A 16,310-nucleotide genomic window follows, 5' to 3' on the forward strand; every position below is an offset into this window, starting at 1 on the left:
TAGGCGACAGCTGACCAGCAATCCAGGCGTCTGTCAGCGGGCATGGATGAGGCGCCGAAATTGGCGACTGCGGTTACCTGATCTTCCTCCGCCAGAACATTGCCCGGAAGATGTCGAAGTGAACCAGGGCTGGCGTTGAACAGTCCGGCAGGGTGACAGGGTCAGTCATGACAAGGTCGCGCGAGTCCCCTGCACACCGTGGACGCTTTGCAGCTTCTCGATGAGATAAGCCCTATAGCTGGAACAGCGAACAGCGCTTACTTCCAATCGAACACTGCGCGAACCAACCGATGCGACGCGTTCGGATCAACCAGTACCGGCGTCATGTCGGTGATCTGGTCCAGTGAACCTATCACAGGAAGGGAACGCAATAACGGGTCCTCGATCTGTCCTAGGCAAGCGGCGACAAAATCGTCTGCGTTGATGGTTGAAAACGGACGCTCGTGGTAAGGGCCGACTATGGGTTCAACTTGTCCCGCCAGCTTATCCGTCCGCTGACGTTTGGCTAGCACAAGATAGGCTGAGGCTAAGGCGTCTCCTCGATCCCGCCAATCCGTTGTTGTGAGTGCGCGCGTGAGCAGTGGTGTTAAGGCGGTAGAAATCGGCAATCGCGCGAAGGCGCTCCCGAGCCACTTGGCGGAAGGCGCATACTGCCGCTCCAGCAGAAATCCCATCCTCATGACGTCGCGCGCTAGACGCGCTGCGATCACACGGGATCCAAGGTCGTCTCCGACCTGTCCGGTTCGGCCCACAAATGCCTGCTCCTCGGCAATACGTTTCCATTGCGAGGCTATTTTGTAGAGCCAGACGTCGTTAGGAAAATAGGCCAAGGCACGTCGGGCCTCGGATAGCCGACGCTGGTCGTCATGGAACACGGCGCCAGCCGTCAAGACCAGCAAGCGCTGCTCGGCGAACCCCAGCCACTGCGTGGAGGAGATCCCATCAATCGAGGAGATGCCCAAACTATCTTGGAGGTGGGCTGCAACGGTGAGAACCTCGACACCGTGCGCCTTGTTTCCGGCCCGTCCGGCATCGCTGACGGGAGGATGCGGGCGGCTGCGATAGCCGATGGGCTCACCCAGGAAATGGCTAGGGGCGGCTTCCAGAAACGTTTCCACTAAACGTTCTGCATTCTCGGCGAATGCCTGGTCGGCAAGAAATATCTGAACCCTGGGACCCCAGTTGTGGTCCTTGGACGTTTCATCGTCAAAGCCGAGCAGTTCCGAGCCATAGCCAGTGATGGCCGCTGAATGACTTAGGCCAGGTGCAGTCGCATCTAGCCAGGGGCGGACAACTTCCCAATAGAAGCGCCGAGAAAGCTCAATACCCTGCATAATCACTCCATGTGCGGGAGCGTAGCGAAACTCTGCTCAAAGCGGCCGGCTACCTGACTGTCCGCTGTAAACATCTCGCGGTGGATCATGCGGGACGAGTATACCTATAAACAAGATCGGAAGGACCCTGTGGGGAGCGGCGACGTCCTAGACTCCTCCAAGACGTTCAGCCACACGCCTGGAGGCTGCCGCATTGTTCGGGTCGGCGTGGCTGACGACGGTTGGCATTCTCAGCACTAGAAATTCCCGACCCGCAATGCCTTTGCCGCCTCCGTGGCGTAACCATGGCCTTCATTGGGATAGTATAGCAGCCACTCGAGGTCCTTTTCAGAATCGAGCGGCCACACGTTGCTCCGATCGACCTGCCCGACGCACTCGCCCGTGGCCCGCAGATCCACCATGAACGCTCCATGTGCGAACATCTTGGCTTCCGCAGTAGTTCTTTTTGCCTACTGGGCTGCTCAGATTAGCTGAAATCCGCCTCCAGCTTTCCATCTTAGCCAGGCCTCTACGCTTCGGCGGTGATTTGGCACCATCTCGGGCAGGTGGTTCGGATCAAACCAGCAGTACTCTAGCGCCTCCCCGTCTACCGGTCGTGGCGTACCTGAGAACTGCTGCGTGGTGAACATCAGTGAAAAATTCCGGCAGGCATCACCATTGGGAAACGTTGTCCTTTCCCATTGCGGATTGCTGGCGAAGCCAAAGGGCGTGACCTGTTGCACGACTAAGCCGGACTCTTCCAAAACTTCACGGGCGATCGTTTGCTCTGCGCTTTCGTCCGGCTCACAGGCACCTCCGGGCAGTGCCCAGATCCGGAAATCGGCCCTGAGATCAAGCAGGATCTTGCCATCCTGATTCTCAATGACGATGCGGGTGCCCGGCAGAAGTACCAGGCGATTGCCGATGACCTTGCGCAGTTGACCAAGGTAGCTTTCCGAGAAGCTGGTCACGGCGCCATTACCATGGTTCGACCGTGATTTCGGGCCAGACGCTCATTGCTCGCCGGCCCTTGGTTTCGTGCGTTGTGCGATTGTCGCTGCACCTGTTCGGCGTGATCCGGAACGAGAAGAGGTCATCGAGACCGAACGGCGCATAGATCGACAGCGTGCCGTCGCCTCCTAGTCGAACACCTACCGAGTGGGTCTTGGATGCAAACCGATCGATGGCCTCGCAGCTTGATTGCAGCGGCGCATAAGGCGTGCCGAAATGATCTTGGTACCAAAGATGGACCCGCGCCTGATTGCGGATTTCTACCGGCAGTGGCAGACCCGAGAAGATCTCCGCTCCGCGCTTGATCACGGCATCTTCGGCTTCATAGCTCAAGTTGGTGCCGTCCCAGTAGAACAGGTCCACGTCCTTGATGCCATTGTTCAGGGAGCGGCCCGTAAGAGCATTCCAGACCGTATTGTAAAGTGCGCCTGATACGACCCACCAATCCGGGAGATCCAGGTCGCGCGCGCGCTCAAGCACTGACCCAAGCAGCGGGGAGCTCAGCACAAGCGTGCGTAGTGCCTCGCACTGAGCTGCATTGTTGGCGCCGGCAAATCGAAGATGGTCAGCCATTCCCAAACTCTGTTGCATTCAGCAGTGCCCACCATCAACATCAGCTCTCTACTCGGTCCAGTGCTCCAAAGAGAACGGCCGCTCAATGCAGAGGATCGTGATTCCGCAAGAAGGCCAAGATCGGATCGCCGATAAGCGGAGGCGTCCAATTTCAAAGTGCCTGCCGAGGCACGCCTGCACGCCATCTTGGATTACCGTGCCGCCCAAAGGAGTCCTCGCTTGAGGATGGTTCGAACTTGGGGAAGTTCGAGTTCGTCCGCGGTGTGCCCAAGGGACGAATAAAACACCCGCCCCCGGTCGTGCATCGTCGTAAACACCACAGGCATCACCACATCCTTGCGCCAAGGGTGGTGCTCTCCGGAAAAGGTCGTCGTCGCGAGCACCTCCACCGCCGGGTCATAGTTGAGGTAATACTGCTCGCTAGTATGCTCGAAGCTCTCGATCCCTTCCATGATCGGATGATCGGCGCGTGTTACATCCACCCGATAGGTGATGATGTTTCCTGGATGCTGCACCCAGTAGCAACTCGCCGCGTAGCGGAACGGCACGCTGGCGCGAAATGTCGTCGCCAGTCCCATGTGATATCCCCCGAGGCCCGTTCCGTTGCGGATGGCAGCGACGAACCTCTCCATCTTCTCGGGGGCAAGCGTACCGTCGGTGATTACCGGGACAACCAGATCGTTGCTGCCGACGTCCTCGTCGCCCAGGGCGTTATAGTCAGGCGTGACGGTGACGGCAAATCCCTCCTCTTCGAGCAATCGCCGCACCACATGTGCGCCACGTTCGGGCGTATGCAGTTCCATGCCGCCCCAGACAACCAGTGCCTTCTTCATAGTCCCAGCCCAACGGCTTCGGTCCGATGCACGCCCTTCGGGACAAACGAGAAATCAGCTTCGAGACCTAAAAGCTTGGCAGACAGGTGCACAACGGAGAGCCACATCTCGGTGCCCTGCAGACCCGGTGTCTGCCCGTCGGCAAAGGCAAAGCCCTCCCCATCTACCCAGCGGTCGCCCGCTCGCGCAATCACCCCGCGCGCGATCTGCTCGGCCTCAGCCCGGCGATGATCCGTCTGCCGTAGGCACAGCAGCAGCGGATGCACGGTGTCGAGCAGGTTGCATGCGGTATAGGTGGGCCCCGAAAACCCGCCATAGTTCCGGTAGTTCAGCAGCACTGAATCCACGGCCGCTTCCGGCCGCGGCACTGCCACGCCAAACTGGGCGTAGGTGCCGCGCGTCAGACGATAGAACCCGTTGACCGGCTGCAACAGGCCTTCGGCAGCCGTAGGAGATCCCCATAAGCCGGAGTTGCGATCTTGGCGGGTGGCAAGCCAGCCAAATAGCGTCTCGCGCGTGGTGCCCGTCGAGAAGTAGCGTGCGTTGAAATAAAGGGCTGTGCCAATGGCATCGACGGCCGCGCCAGCGCCCCAGGCGCGGTCACGCCAGCTCAATCCCTCCAGCCAGTGGAGAAGCTCTGGCGTGGGCAACTCGACCGCCGTCACCGGGTGAAGCGGTGCACTGTCCAGCGTCTCTAGGGCATAGCCCACCGCCAGCACGTTATAGAGCGCCAGCCCGTCTTCGCGCAGCGCTATACTCGGCTGGGGATGCTGAAAGGGATCAGGGAAAAGCCCGGTTGCGGGTTCCTGCACCGCCTGCAGCCGTTCTACGGTCGCGGCGAGGTCGAGCCCCTCCGGCAGTCCATTGAAGCCAGCCGCGATCTCGATCGCGTCGCAGAGATGGCGGATGCTTGGCCGCGCCTTGCCATTGCTCTCGCGCGACAAGTACTCGCCTTCCTGACGATTGCTACGGAGAACAGCCTGCCACTGCGACTGTGCGCGCGCGCCCAACACCTGCAGCTGACGCCGTGTCTCGTCGGCACGACCGCGACCGCGAAAGCGCAGCACCTTGGCCGGAACGCCGCCCACCACGGCAAATGGAGGCACGTCCTTGCTGACAACCGCTCCCGCTGCAATCACCGCGCCTCTGCCCACCGTGATGCCATCGACGATCACGGCATTGGCGCCGATCCACACATCGTCGCCGATGGTGATGCCAAGCGTTTCATGCCGCTGCTGGTAGATGGGCTGATCAGGATCGTCGTATCCATGGTTGAAGCCAATAATGGACGCGTGACTGGCAATGCGCACGCCATTGCCGCAGCGCACCTTACCCGAGATCATGGCATAGGGGTTGACCGTGCAATGCTCGCCAAAGCTTACGTCACCGCGCACCAAGGCTCCTCCGGCGATCCAGCTCTCCGCACCCAAGGCAAGTTTCGTCGTGAAAACCGCAGCCTCTGAAGCAATATAGGCAGTTGGGTGAAACACGGCGCCTGCGCGCTGCCGCAGGTTTTCCAAGCGCGCCTGGTGGTCCGGACTGGCGATGTCCGCCTCTGTCCGCTCCCATGTCAGGGCATTAAGTCGTGCCGCATGCCATTCAGCATCCGCCTTCGTCACCACGCCTTCGGCTTCCCTGATCACGCCAGTCGCTCCAGGAGGGCAGGCTCGACCTCGTAGAGCAGCGTGTCGCCGCGCACGAACCGTTCCACTTCTTCGACGGCCATCAGCCCAAGCCGCCCCCGTTCGGTACCGATTGCCCCGGCAATGTGAGGGGTCAAGAACACGTTGGGCAGGCTGAAAAACAGCGAATCCGGCGGGGGTATCTCGGGATCGGTGACGTCGATCACCGCTTGTATGCGCCCGCTCCGCAATTCACGCAGCAAGGCAGCCTCATCCACCAGCGCACCCCTCGCCGTGTTGATCAGGGTGGCCCCGTCTTGCATCAGCTCGAGCTGTCGCGGCCCGATCATTGCACGATTGTTGGGAAGTGAGGGGGCGTGGATGGAGACCACATCGGCTCGCGCCATGAGGGTGTCGAGGTCTACCAGATCGGCACCCGCCGTAACAGGATCACCGGGCTGTACGAAAGGATCGTAGAGCAGCACCTCGAAGTCGAAATGCTGCAGCAAAGCTGCCACCTTCCTGCCGATGCGCGATGCGCCAACCAGCCCGATGGTGCGCCCGAAGTTGCCGACGTTTTCGTCCATCAGCCGATGACTGGACCGACGGCTTGTATCGGCCTGGTACAGGTCCCGGAACTCAAAGATACGCTTGTTGGCAAAGAGGATCGCGGCCAGCGTGAACTCGGCCACTGGAACGGCATTGGCTTCCGCCGCATGGGTCACGCGGATCCCGCGCGCATAGGCACTAGGGTCGACGGTGAATTTCACCGTGCCCGCCGCGTGTGCGATGAGCCGAAGCTTGGACGCAGTGCGCAGAATGGCGGGGCTCAGCATCGGACATCCCCAACCGGTAACCAGCACTTCGGTATCCGCCAGGATGGCACGGCTTTCCGCACTGTCGAGGTTCTGCAGCGGCGATGTGGCGACCACATCGCAACAGGCAGAAAGCCGGCTGAGCAGCGCGGCATTGAAGACGTGCCTAGTCTTTTCCGGACTCATGGCGAAAGCGAGTTTTGGCCGCATCAGAAGCGCTCCGGCACCAGTATGGCGCTGACGTCTATGCCGGCACGAGCAACCATTGCCTCTAGCTCTGCAAGCTCGGGCGACGGTGGGGGGTTGTCCAAGCTCGTTTGCGCCTGCGGGCCCGCCGGAAGGGCCATCGCCGCCGTCATCAGCACGGTCGTTCCCGCAGCAATCTCGCCCCGCAGCTGTGGCACGATGGTCTTGGACCAGATCAGATTGGTGTTGGGGAGCGCCCGAAACGCTCGCCCTTCGCGCAGCCCCGCCAGGTCCACGATGACGCTGACATCCGTCGGGCTCTGAGCCCACGCCTTGCCCTGTTGATCGGAGTAAACGTCGCTGTTGGCATCGGCACGCGCGATGGCAAAGCCGCCTTCGGTGCCATGCAAAGGGCGAGGGGTATTTATCCGGTGGACGCGGATGTGCCAGTCACCAGCCGGCAGCAGCCACGTCTCGACGGTTATGTCACTCCAGGGTTTCCACTTGGCGAAGAGGAGGTTGCCGGCAATCTGCGCGACCTCATTGGCTTCGCGCACCCGGTAGTGGCGCCCATCGTCACTCAGTGCCAGCGCCCCATCGAAGGCACCCTGATGGTAGGCCCGGTGATTGACCTCGACCGAGAAGGCATACCGGCTTGAATAAACAAACTTGGCATATTTCTCCGCTCCGGCGCGCATTTCCCAATTCTGCTGACCGCTCGAAAGCGCAACCACATTCTTGGACACGTGCTGCATGACCATGCCGGGATGCTTCAGGGGCACCGGCTCCCTGGTGTAGTCAGCCGGCAATTCCTCGGCGGTCCAGAAAGGATGTTCAGGCGGCAGGGCCAGCGGCAGGAACGCCTTCAGCGCCCAGTATGGCGAGCCGGCAGAATTGTAGCTCTCGGACATGAAGAGGTTAGGGTAGCCATAGCCAACCGAAAGCACGCCATTGCCATGCGCGATGGGCTGAGTACTCCACCAGCGCAAGTGGCGCAGGAAATGCCCCTTGATGACACCCCACGGAAGGGCCTCGACATCGGCGAAAGCCAGCGCACCCCAGAAGCCGCCACAGGCGAAACGATATGTGAGGCTGCGCCCGAAGGCGAGTGCCCTGCCCTCCTCGTCGAACCAGTGCTGCATGTCCTGCGCGAAAAGCCGGGCACGCTCCTTGTATTCCGCCGCACGCTTGTCGTCGTCCTTGGCCAATCGAGCGTAGATCAGGCCATAAAAGTGCATGGCGAAGGGAATGTAGTGATCGATACGACGCACCGTACCGTCTCGATACCAGCCGTCGCCGAGGTAGAAGGCTTCGAGCTCTTCAAGATAAGCTGTCGTCAGTGATCGATCGAAGTCCACTCCGCACTGTTCCAGCCCCAGATCGAGGAGGATCCGGAAGAACTTCCAGTTATTGTCCGAATAGCGGAAGCTGCGTGCCTGGATGAGATAGGCTGCAAGGTTGTCCTTGGCCTCCTGAGGCAACGGATCCCAAACGAGATGGGGCAGCAATTTCATGGCAAAGCCGATGGCGGCCAGCTCAACTTGCCGTTGGTCGGTGCCGTTGACCGCACCCCAATATTCGGGATGGTTTGGGTCCGTGCCATTGGCAAGCCCACGCCGGTAGAGCTCCCAGTGCCCGAAGTCGGCGCCACCCGCGGCCAGTGGCGCCAGACCCCAAAGCGGCCGGGCAAAGCCTTCAAGATCGGCGGCGGCGCGATCGAAGTGTGCGCCTGCTTCGTCCAGTCGCACGCGCGCGCCACCCTTGGAGAAAAAGGGCAGAAGCGGCGCAAACAGATCGCGCAGGCCCTTTTCAACGTCCTCACGGGTTTGCAGAGGATTTCCGAAGAGCGGATTGGCAGTGACTGGATCGTAGGTCATCAGGCATGAACCGGTTGCGGCGCTGGCTCGTAGGCGCCCTGAAGATGGAGTGTCTCGGCGAAGTGGCAGGCTGCGAGTTGGCTAGTGCCGTTGATCGGGCGCAAAGCGGGCTTATCGGCGCGGCAGATGTCCTGCGCGTACTTGCAGCGTGTGTGGAATGGACAGCCCATGGGGCGATTGCCCAAATAGGGAATCTCCCCTCTGAGTTCCTTGTTTCGCCCCTTGCGGCGTGTGGGATCGGCTATGGGCAGCGCTTCCAGGAGCATTTCGGTATAGGGATGACGCGGACGCTCAAACAACAGTTCGGTCGGCGCGTTCTCGACCACATGGCCCAAATACATGACGACCACCCTGTCGGCGATGTAGTTGACCACACCAAGGTCGTGGCTGATGAAGATGTAGGTGAGCCCGAACTCCGCCTTGAGATCATCGAGCAGATTAAGAACCTGCGCCTGGATCGACACGTCGAGCGCCGACACGGCTTCGTCGGCAATAACCAATTTCGGGTCGAGCACCAGTGCCCGAGCGATGCCGATGCGTTGCCGCTGCCCACCCGAAAAGGCGTGCGGATAGCGGCCTGCGGCATCGGCAGCGATGCCCACCTTGGCGAGCGTATTGATCACCCGATCCTCGAGCTCACGGCCGCGAACAATGCCGTGCACACGAAGGGGTTCGGCGACGATGTCGAACACCCGCATGTTTGGATTGAGCGAGCTCATCGGATCCTGAAAGATCATGCGGATGTCCCGCCGGAACGGCTTGATTGCTCGCTTGTCGAGCGTCGTCAGATCCACCCGCGCACCATCGGGCTGGTGGTAGAAGACATGGCCGTCGGTAACCGGTTGCGCCTTGATGATGCAGCGCCCGAGGGTGGTCTTGCCGCAACCGCTCTCGCCAACGATGGCGAGCGTTTCTCCCGCCTCGACCGTCAGGTTGATGTCGTTAAGCGCCACCAGCTCGCGGCCCTTGCCAAACAGGCCGCTGCCAAGGGTGAAGACTTTCGAGAGGTTTTCGACCGTTAGGAGCGTCGTCATGCCAGGGCCTCCTCGCGCACATGGGTGAGAAGGTGGCAGCGTGCGAAATGACCTTCGCTGATCGCCGTCCGTTCCGGCCGCACCGTTGGGCACGGTGCAAAGGCATAGGGACAGCGGCTGGTGAAGGCGCAGCCTACCGGTCTGTCCTTGGGCGAAGGCACAGTGCCTTTTATGGGCGATAGTCTCTGCCGTTCCGCCCGGCGCATCAGCTTGGGCACTGAATTCATCAGCGCCTGCGTATAGGGGTGCTTGGGCGCGCGGAAGACGTCGAACACATCGCCCTGCTCTACCACATCGCCCAGATACATGACGGCAAGGTCGTCGGCGATCTCGGCCACGACGCCCAGGTCGTGCGTGATAAACAGCATGGCCATGCCATAGTCGTCCTGCAACTGGCGCAGGAGATCGAGGATCTGCGCCTGCGTTGTCACGTCGAGCGCCGTCGTCGGTTCGTCGGCGATCAGGAGCTTGGGCGTGCAAGCCAGAGCCATGGCGATCATTGCCCGCTGCCGCAACCCGCCTGAAAGCTCGAACGGATAGGCATTTGCCCGATCGCGAGCGCCTGGCACCCCCACCTGGTCCAGAATGCCAATCGTACGCTCCCGCGCCTGCTTCTTGCTCAGCCCTTCGTGGAGGATGATGATCTCGTCGATCTGGTCGCCGATCGTGTGCACCGGCGACAGAGAGCTCATCGGCTCCTGGAAGATCATCGAGATCTGCGCGCCACGGATCGAACGCATCGCAAGGCTGTCCGGCTTGAGTTGGGCGATATTCACCAAGCCGCCAGTGCCGTCGTAAACGATCTCTCCGGTTCGAATATCAGCGTTTTTGTCGAGCAGACGCAGCACGGCACGCGCCGTCACCGACTTGCCGCAGCCGCTCTCACCCACCAACGCCAGCGTCTTACCTGGTGTCAGTGTCAGATCGACCTGACGAACGGCCTCGATGTCAGCCTCATCGGGAGAGGTGAAAACGATCGACATGTCATTGATGGTCAGAAGAGGTTTAGCGCCCATGGGGATCTGCAGCATCGCGGAGGCCGTCTCCAAAGAAATTGAGGGCAAGGATGACAACCACGACGCAAAGACCTGGCGCCAAGAGCCAGGGTGCCGTGGCGAGGGTCCTGATATTCTGCGCGTCCTGCAGCAGGGTTCCCCAGCTGACGATCGGCGCCTGCAAACCGAGCCCCAGGAACGAGAGTGCCGTTTCGGCCAGAATCATGCCGGGAATGGCAAGCGTTGCCGCTGCAATGATGTGGCTGGTGAAACTGGGCACCATGTGTCTCGTGACGATGCGCCAGTCGCTGGCGCCATCAAGCTGGGCGGCCGTAACGAAGTCCTCCGTGCGCAGCGAGAGAAACCGCCCGCGCACCACACGCGCCAGCTCGGTCCAGCCGATCAGCGACAGGATAAGGGTAATGGCGAAATAGGTCTGGAGCGCGCTCCAATCCTTGGGCATGGCGGCAGCAAGCCCCAGCCACAGCGGAATCGTGGGCATCGAGCGGATGAACTCGACGACGCGCATCACCGCGCTGTCGAACCAGCCGCCGTAGAAGCCCGCGAACCCACCAATCACCACGCCGAAGAACAGGCTCATGACAACGCCGGCTAGGCCGATGGATAGCGAAACGCGCGTCCCATGAATCAGCCGGCTCAACATGTCACGTCCGAGGCGATCGGCGCCCAGGATGTAGAACGGGTCGCGAGGGTTCTCCACGCCGATGAGCTTGATCGACATCGGAATGACGCCAGCCAGCAGGTAAGGTTCGCTGGGGGCGAAAAATCGCACCGGCAGGCGCACTTCTTCGTCCACCACAAAGGTGCGCCGAAGCGCGACCGGATCGATCTCGGTCTTGTAGCCGTTCACGTATGGTCCGAAGGCCCAAGACCCGTCCCCGTTTTGCGCAAGGAAGTGCAAGCCCTGTGGCGGCGCATAGGTATAGCGCGCGCTGTAATCTGATGGATCTACCGGTGCGAGGAACTCCGCAAAGACAGCAACGAGGTAGAACAACCCCACGACCCAGAGGCTCACCAGAGCCAACTTGTGCCGGCGGAAGCGGCGCCACATGAGCCCCATCTGGCTTTCGCGCCGGGCGCGCGGCTTAGCGATTTCGGCATGTGCGGTAGGTTGGATCGTGTCCACGGCCATCACCTGCTCCCGTAGCGAATGCGCGGGTCGATGAGCGCCAGCAAGATGTCCGAGATGACTGTGCCGACCACTGTCAAAACGCTGAGCAGCAGGATGATCGCCCCAGCCAGATACATGTCCTGGGTGGTCAGCGATCGCAGCAGCATGGGGCCCGCCGTCGGCAGATTCAGCACGACCGAAACAATGACCGAGCCAGACACCAGCGCCGGCAGGAGCCATCCGATGGTCGACACCAGCGGATTGAGCGCCAGCCGCACAGGGTATTTCAGGATCACCTTCCACTCTGGCAGGCCTTTGGCGCGCGCTGTCACTACATACGGCTTCTTGAGCTCGTCGAGCAGGTTGGCGCGCAGGATGCGGATCAGTTCGGCTGTTCCGGCCATCGAAAGCACCAGGATCGGCGCCCAGGCATGCGCAAGAAAATCCCAGATGCGCGGCAGGCTCCAGCGTGCATTTTCGAATTCGGGTGAGAACAGTCCGCCCATAGTCGTGCCAAACCAGATATAGGCCAGGTACATCAGGATCAGCGCAAAGAAGAAGTTTGGAATGGCAAGGCCGATGAACCCGGCGACAGTTGCCAGGTAGTCGCCCAGCGAATACTTGCGCACCGCGGCATAGATGCCGATGGGCAGAGCGATCAGCCACATGACGACGACGGCGAGCCCTTCGATCAGCACCGAGTTGCCAAGGCGGCCCCAGATCAGCTCCCAGACGGGCCGCTTCCATTCAAAGCTATGGCCAAAATCGCCCCGCACAATGCCGGAAACCCATTTCCAGTACTGGACGTAGAACGGTTCACCCAAGCCATATTGGCGACGCAGGTTTTCAACGACCCTTGGATCAACCTGGTCGCCGGTGGACGAGAGCTGGGCGATATAGCTCGTCAGGTAGTCGCCGGGAGGCAACTGGATGATGGCGAAGGCCACGATGGACACGGCCACCAGGGTCAAAAGCATTGCGATGATGCGTCTAAATATGAAGCCGATCATGAGTGCTGCCTCTGGGCAAAGTGATCAGGTTTCCCTCGCGGCAGGGAGGCCGCGAGGGAGCAAAGCGGGAGGGAGGTCAGGCCCGCTTACTCGAAGTACCAGACGATAGGGTCCATCGGCGCCGGCGTCGGGAACAGCCAGGCGTTGAACATCGTCTCGGGCACGTTCTTGAGGTTGTTGCGGATGATGGAGTAGCTGTTCGGCATCAGGCTCACGCCAATGACCGGGAACTGCTCCTTGGTGATCGCCAGCACCTGGTTGAAGAGCTCCGCGCGCTTTTCTGGGTCGGCTTCGGCGCGGACCTGATTGTAGAGGTCCATCTGCTGTTTGGCCCAATCAGCGGGTTCCTGCGCAATTTCGGGCCGAGTTCCGTTGAACCACTGCGCCCAGCGGTAGGCCCAAACTGACTCATCGGAGAACGGGAAGTAGTAGCGCGGCTCCTGCAGCGCTTCGATGCCGCCGTCTCCAGCCCAGATCTGGGCGTCGAACTCACCGGCCGGGCGCTTCTCATAGAACAGCGTGCGGTCGATGTTGTTGAGCTCAAGGTCGATGCCTGCTGCCTGCAGCTGCAGTTGCATGATTTCGAGCATGTCGATCCATTCCGGGCGCAGCGCCGAAATCACGTCGACCGTGATCTTGGCCGGATTTCCATCGCTCATAAGATAGATGCCGTCGCCGTTGCGCTCGGTGAGACCGGCTGCCTCGAAGTGTTGCGCGGCAAGATCGGGATCAAACTCGGTATATTGCTTGGCCAGTTCCTCATCGTAGAACTGGGATTCAGGGCGCGGTGCGACCTGGAAGGGCTCCCCCTGCCCCGTGAACACCACTTCGATGATTTCCTGCCGGTCGATGGCGTGCGACAGGCCGATGCGGAAGTCCCTGCTGTTGAACAGCGCGTTCTTGACCGGATCGAGATGATTGAGGTTGAGCTGTAGAACCAGGGTATTGGACGCCGAAGGGATCACCTCGCCGAGGTGATAGCCGCCTGCTTCCTGGCCGTCGAAGAACAGAGGCTTGCTGACATTGGTGGCGATGTGCCGTTCCTGGAAATCAATCTCGCCGTTGAGCGCGGCAAGCGTCAGCTCCTCAACACCGCCCTGGCTCACGCGCATGTCGAGATTGTCGATGTAGGGCAGCTGGTTGCCCTCGGCATCGGTCTTCCAGAAGAAGGGATTGCGGGTCCAGGTGACGCGCTGGGCATTTGCCGACAGCGGCGTTTCGATCACCCAGCCATAGATGGTGGGAAGATCAGGGTTGGAAAAGCGGATGGTCTCCCAGCCCCACGCGCAGCGGTCCTGAAGATAGAGCGCCCAACCGTCAAAACCTGCCGCTTGCGCATCGGCGTCGGCATTCTCGTTGTAGTTTGGATGGAACTGGCTGCAATAAGCCTTCTGCAGCGATGTGATGTGAATGCCGTCCGTCGAGGCCAGGGTTTCGAGGAACATGCCGTTCGATTTTTCGAACGTGAACTTGAAGTTGTAATCATCGATGACGGTCAGCGTCATCGGGTTGTTCTTGTTGTCGATCCAGCTGTTGGCCGCGTAGTCGGGATCCTGGTACATTTCGACAGTGAAGGCGATGTCCTCGGTAGTGTAGGGCGTGCCGTCAGACCACTTCACGCCTTCGCGCAGCTTGAAAGTGAACTCGGTTGCGTCGTCATTGGCCTCCCAGCTTTCGGCCAGGTTAGGCAACACGCTCTTCCATTCGTGGTCGTAGCGAACCAGGCCTTCATAGGCCACGGTCTTGACGATCAGCCCATTGTCGCCGCCGCCATTCATGCCCATGCGCCAAGTACCACCGTATTTGCCAACACTGTCGCCTTCGACAACCAGCGGATTGGTCGGCAAGCGCTCTGCTACCGGCGGCAGCTCGCCGCTCTCCACCAAGGCGTCGAGCACCGGGGATTGCTGTTGCGCCAGGGTAGGCACTGCCGCCACCATCAAGGCCGCGAGGGCCACTGCCCCGGCAAGGCCGGTCTTTTTGTCCATCCTCATCACTTCCTCCCATATCCGGACTTTCCGCCCGGGGTTTCCACTGGCGTCGGCTGTTCCTCAAAAGCCGTCACCACCGTCCGATGTGCCCTTCAGGGCAAAACTCCCCACTCAATTGAGCGGCGAGATTTCGAGGCTGATCCGTCCCTCCCGGGCTTTGCGCCGTGGGGTGAACACCACGCGGGTAAGATCGACGGCAGGCTGGTATTGCTTCTCTACGCCAGGATGCCGGTCGAGCCTCACGTCGAGCGCTGCACTGTCGTAATCGATGCGAAGACCCGCGTTGCGGTCCCCGATACGCACTACTCCATTCGCCGCGTCAGCCAGAAGCGGCGTCACCAAGACCGATTCCAAGTCGCCTTCGGCATCGGCGAAGGCAAACTGGTCTTCCAGCAACACGCGGCCCCCGTTGGTCTTTCGGTCCAGTGTCAGCGTGCGCTGCAACGACGCCAGGCCCGCTTCCACTGGATAAGCGGCAGCCATCTCCAATTGCAGCCGATCCGCCTGCTCTGAGTGAGAATGATGCAGGACCCGAGCGCGGTGCTCGCGACCTTCGGCCTGCTCCAAGCCGTTCACGACCGGCACGGAGTGCCCGCGCGATGAGGCCATCAAGTTCTGATAGCGCTCCGGACCAAAATAGCTTTTGGAGTAACGCCCACGGCCCGGGTCAGTGAGAACCACCTTGCCGCCGGTCACCACCATGAACGAGCCCACGTCGTTCTGGTTATGCATTTCACCATTATGTCCGGCCTTGATCGCTAGACAGATGGATCGGGTATCAGCCGGATCGAGGCGGCTGATCATCCACCCCATGTCCTCGTACCAGTCATGGGAGCTGAGCTGCACCGGAGCTGCCTCAGGCAAGGGCCACGCAAACTGGCGCAGCGGCCAAGCGAACTGGTTGAACCCCGAGACTGCGAATTCATTGTGCATGCCCAAACCCAGGAGTTCAGGCATATCCATGTGCCGCGCCAGTAGCGTCAGCAGCCCAGGATGGAAGCTCGGATTGCTGTCGGAATCGGAAAAGCTGACCCAGACCCCCGGCGACAGCATGGTGCGCACGGGAAACTGCGCAATCGAACGCAGATAGTCGCCTTGCAGAAGATCGATCTTGCCGCCGCTGCGCTCCAACAGCAGATGAGCGAGCACGGCGTAGTTGCCAAAGCCATAGGTCCAGTAATCCGGACCTTCCGAGGATCCACCTTCGCTATCAAAGGCTTCAAGGTAGTCGGCAAGGCTGTGGATGCCACGCGTGACAATCTCGGCCAACCGGCTGGTGTCGGTTTCGAAGTAGAGCGCTGCGCCGACGGCTCCAGCCACGCAGACTGCGGTCCAATTGTTGACCTGCTTTGCTGGCGTTGTATGCAGCCACCAGTGATCGTTGCGATGAAGGAATGGCCCGACCACTCGTCGCTCGACTTCTGCCCGCAGCCGCGCACGCAGGTTGGGTGAAAGCCGATCGCTTAAAAGGTAATCCATCTCAGCCATATCCAGCGCCGTCATCGCTGCTGCCAGATCGAGCGTAGGGCGATCAGGATGGTCGAGATCCCTCGCGTGGGCCGGCCAAGCCCAATTAGTTTCCTCTAGCCGCGCCCAGGCGATCTCCTCCAGAGCGTCGAGGAAGCGTCCCTGCCCTTCCAGCCATTCGGCAAGCGTCAGCCGGTAGAGCATCGAACGGCGTTCGCGCTGCGCATCTTCGTAGCCTTCGCGCCGCCCCGTTTCACGGAACTCGGCATAAAGCCGCGCGGGCAGTTCAGGCATCGGCCTTTCGGTGTCACGTAGGGCAGTCGCGAGCAGATCGGCGATAACCTTGTGGCCAAGAGCCACCTTCAGCGCCTCCAACGCAGATCCGTTGCGTGGGAACGGCATGAAATCAGGTGCAGCCTCGAGCACCATCCTTACATGCTTGACGTTCCAA

At 60.8% G+C, this 16,310-nt stretch carries 13 protein-coding genes and 1 pseudogene; all 14 read right to left on the bottom strand.

Going from position 1 to position 16,310, the window contains the following annotated elements:
- Window positions 1-257: 257 nt before the first annotated feature.
- Window positions 258-1,334 (bottom strand): DUF4037 domain-containing protein, encoded by a 1,077-nt coding sequence (locus VIL88_RS06490; RefSeq protein ID WP_331987106.1) that lies wholly within the window; start codon window positions 1,332-1,334, stop codon window positions 258-260.
- A gap of 236 nt (window positions 1,335-1,570) precedes the next feature.
- Window positions 1,571-1,756: a hypothetical protein gene (locus tag VIL88_RS06495; RefSeq protein ID WP_331987108.1), complete on the bottom strand. Its 186-nt coding sequence runs from the start codon at window positions 1,754-1,756 to the stop codon at window positions 1,571-1,573.
- A 39-nt stretch (window positions 1,757-1,795) separates the two neighbouring features.
- On the bottom strand, window positions 1,796-2,284 hold the full coding sequence (locus VIL88_RS06500) for an NUDIX domain-containing protein (RefSeq protein ID WP_331987109.1): 489 nt from the start codon (window positions 2,282-2,284) through the stop codon (window positions 1,796-1,798).
- A gap of 7 nt (window positions 2,285-2,291) precedes the next feature.
- The gene (locus VIL88_RS06505) at window positions 2,292-2,897 is read right to left on the bottom strand and encodes a nucleotidyltransferase family protein (protein WP_331987110.1); all 606 of its coding nucleotides are present in this window, start codon (window positions 2,895-2,897) and stop codon (window positions 2,292-2,294) included.
- A gap of 191 nt (window positions 2,898-3,088) precedes the next feature.
- On the bottom strand, window positions 3,089-3,730 hold the full coding sequence (locus tag VIL88_RS06510; RefSeq protein WP_331987112.1) for a ThuA domain-containing protein: 642 nt from the start codon (window positions 3,728-3,730) through the stop codon (window positions 3,089-3,091).
- A gap of 1,052 nt (window positions 3,731-4,782) precedes the next feature.
- Window positions 4,783-4,938, bottom strand: a pseudogene (locus VIL88_RS18100) (DapH/DapD/GlmU-related protein); the annotation flags it as partial.
- Window positions 4,939-5,369: 431 nt separating this feature from the next.
- Window positions 5,370-6,380, bottom strand: coding sequence for a hydroxyacid dehydrogenase (locus tag VIL88_RS06520; protein WP_331987506.1), 1,011 nt, complete (start codon window positions 6,378-6,380; stop codon window positions 5,370-5,372).
- Window positions 6,377-8,230, bottom strand: a complete 1,854-nt coding sequence (locus VIL88_RS06525) for a DUF2264 domain-containing protein (protein WP_331987113.1) — start codon at window positions 8,228-8,230, stop codon at window positions 6,377-6,379. The genes VIL88_RS06520 and VIL88_RS06525 overlap by 4 nt, the downstream gene beginning before the upstream one ends.
- Window positions 8,230-9,264, bottom strand: coding sequence for an oligopeptide/dipeptide ABC transporter ATP-binding protein (locus VIL88_RS06530; RefSeq protein ID WP_331987114.1), 1,035 nt, complete (start codon window positions 9,262-9,264; stop codon window positions 8,230-8,232). The genes VIL88_RS06525 and VIL88_RS06530 overlap by 1 nt, the downstream gene beginning before the upstream one ends.
- Window positions 9,261-10,280, bottom strand: a complete 1,020-nt coding sequence (locus tag VIL88_RS06535) for an ABC transporter ATP-binding protein (protein ID WP_414650116.1) — start codon at window positions 10,278-10,280, stop codon at window positions 9,261-9,263. Before VIL88_RS06535 ends, VIL88_RS06530 begins: the two co-directional genes overlap by 4 nt.
- Window positions 10,270-11,340, bottom strand: coding sequence for an ABC transporter permease (locus VIL88_RS06540; RefSeq protein WP_331987507.1), 1,071 nt, complete (start codon window positions 11,338-11,340; stop codon window positions 10,270-10,272). Before VIL88_RS06540 ends, VIL88_RS06535 begins: the two co-directional genes overlap by 11 nt.
- Window positions 11,341-11,411: 71 nt before the next feature.
- Window positions 11,412-12,401: an ABC transporter permease gene (locus VIL88_RS06545; protein WP_331987118.1), complete on the bottom strand. Its 990-nt coding sequence runs from the start codon at window positions 12,399-12,401 to the stop codon at window positions 11,412-11,414.
- A gap of 86 nt (window positions 12,402-12,487) precedes the next feature.
- A complete protein-coding gene (locus VIL88_RS06550) occupies window positions 12,488-14,395 on the bottom strand; it encodes an ABC transporter substrate-binding protein (RefSeq protein ID WP_331987120.1) in 1,908 nt (635 codons plus the stop codon).
- Between the two features lie 108 nt (window positions 14,396-14,503).
- Window positions 14,504-16,288 (bottom strand): heparinase II/III domain-containing protein, encoded by a 1,785-nt coding sequence (locus tag VIL88_RS06555; protein ID WP_331987122.1) that lies wholly within the window; start codon window positions 16,286-16,288, stop codon window positions 14,504-14,506.
- Window positions 16,289-16,310: the final 22 nt, after the last annotated feature.

This window comes from Devosia sp., from assembly GCF_036563435.1.
In the GTDB taxonomy this organism is placed as follows: Bacteria; Pseudomonadota; Alphaproteobacteria; order Rhizobiales; family Devosiaceae; genus Devosia.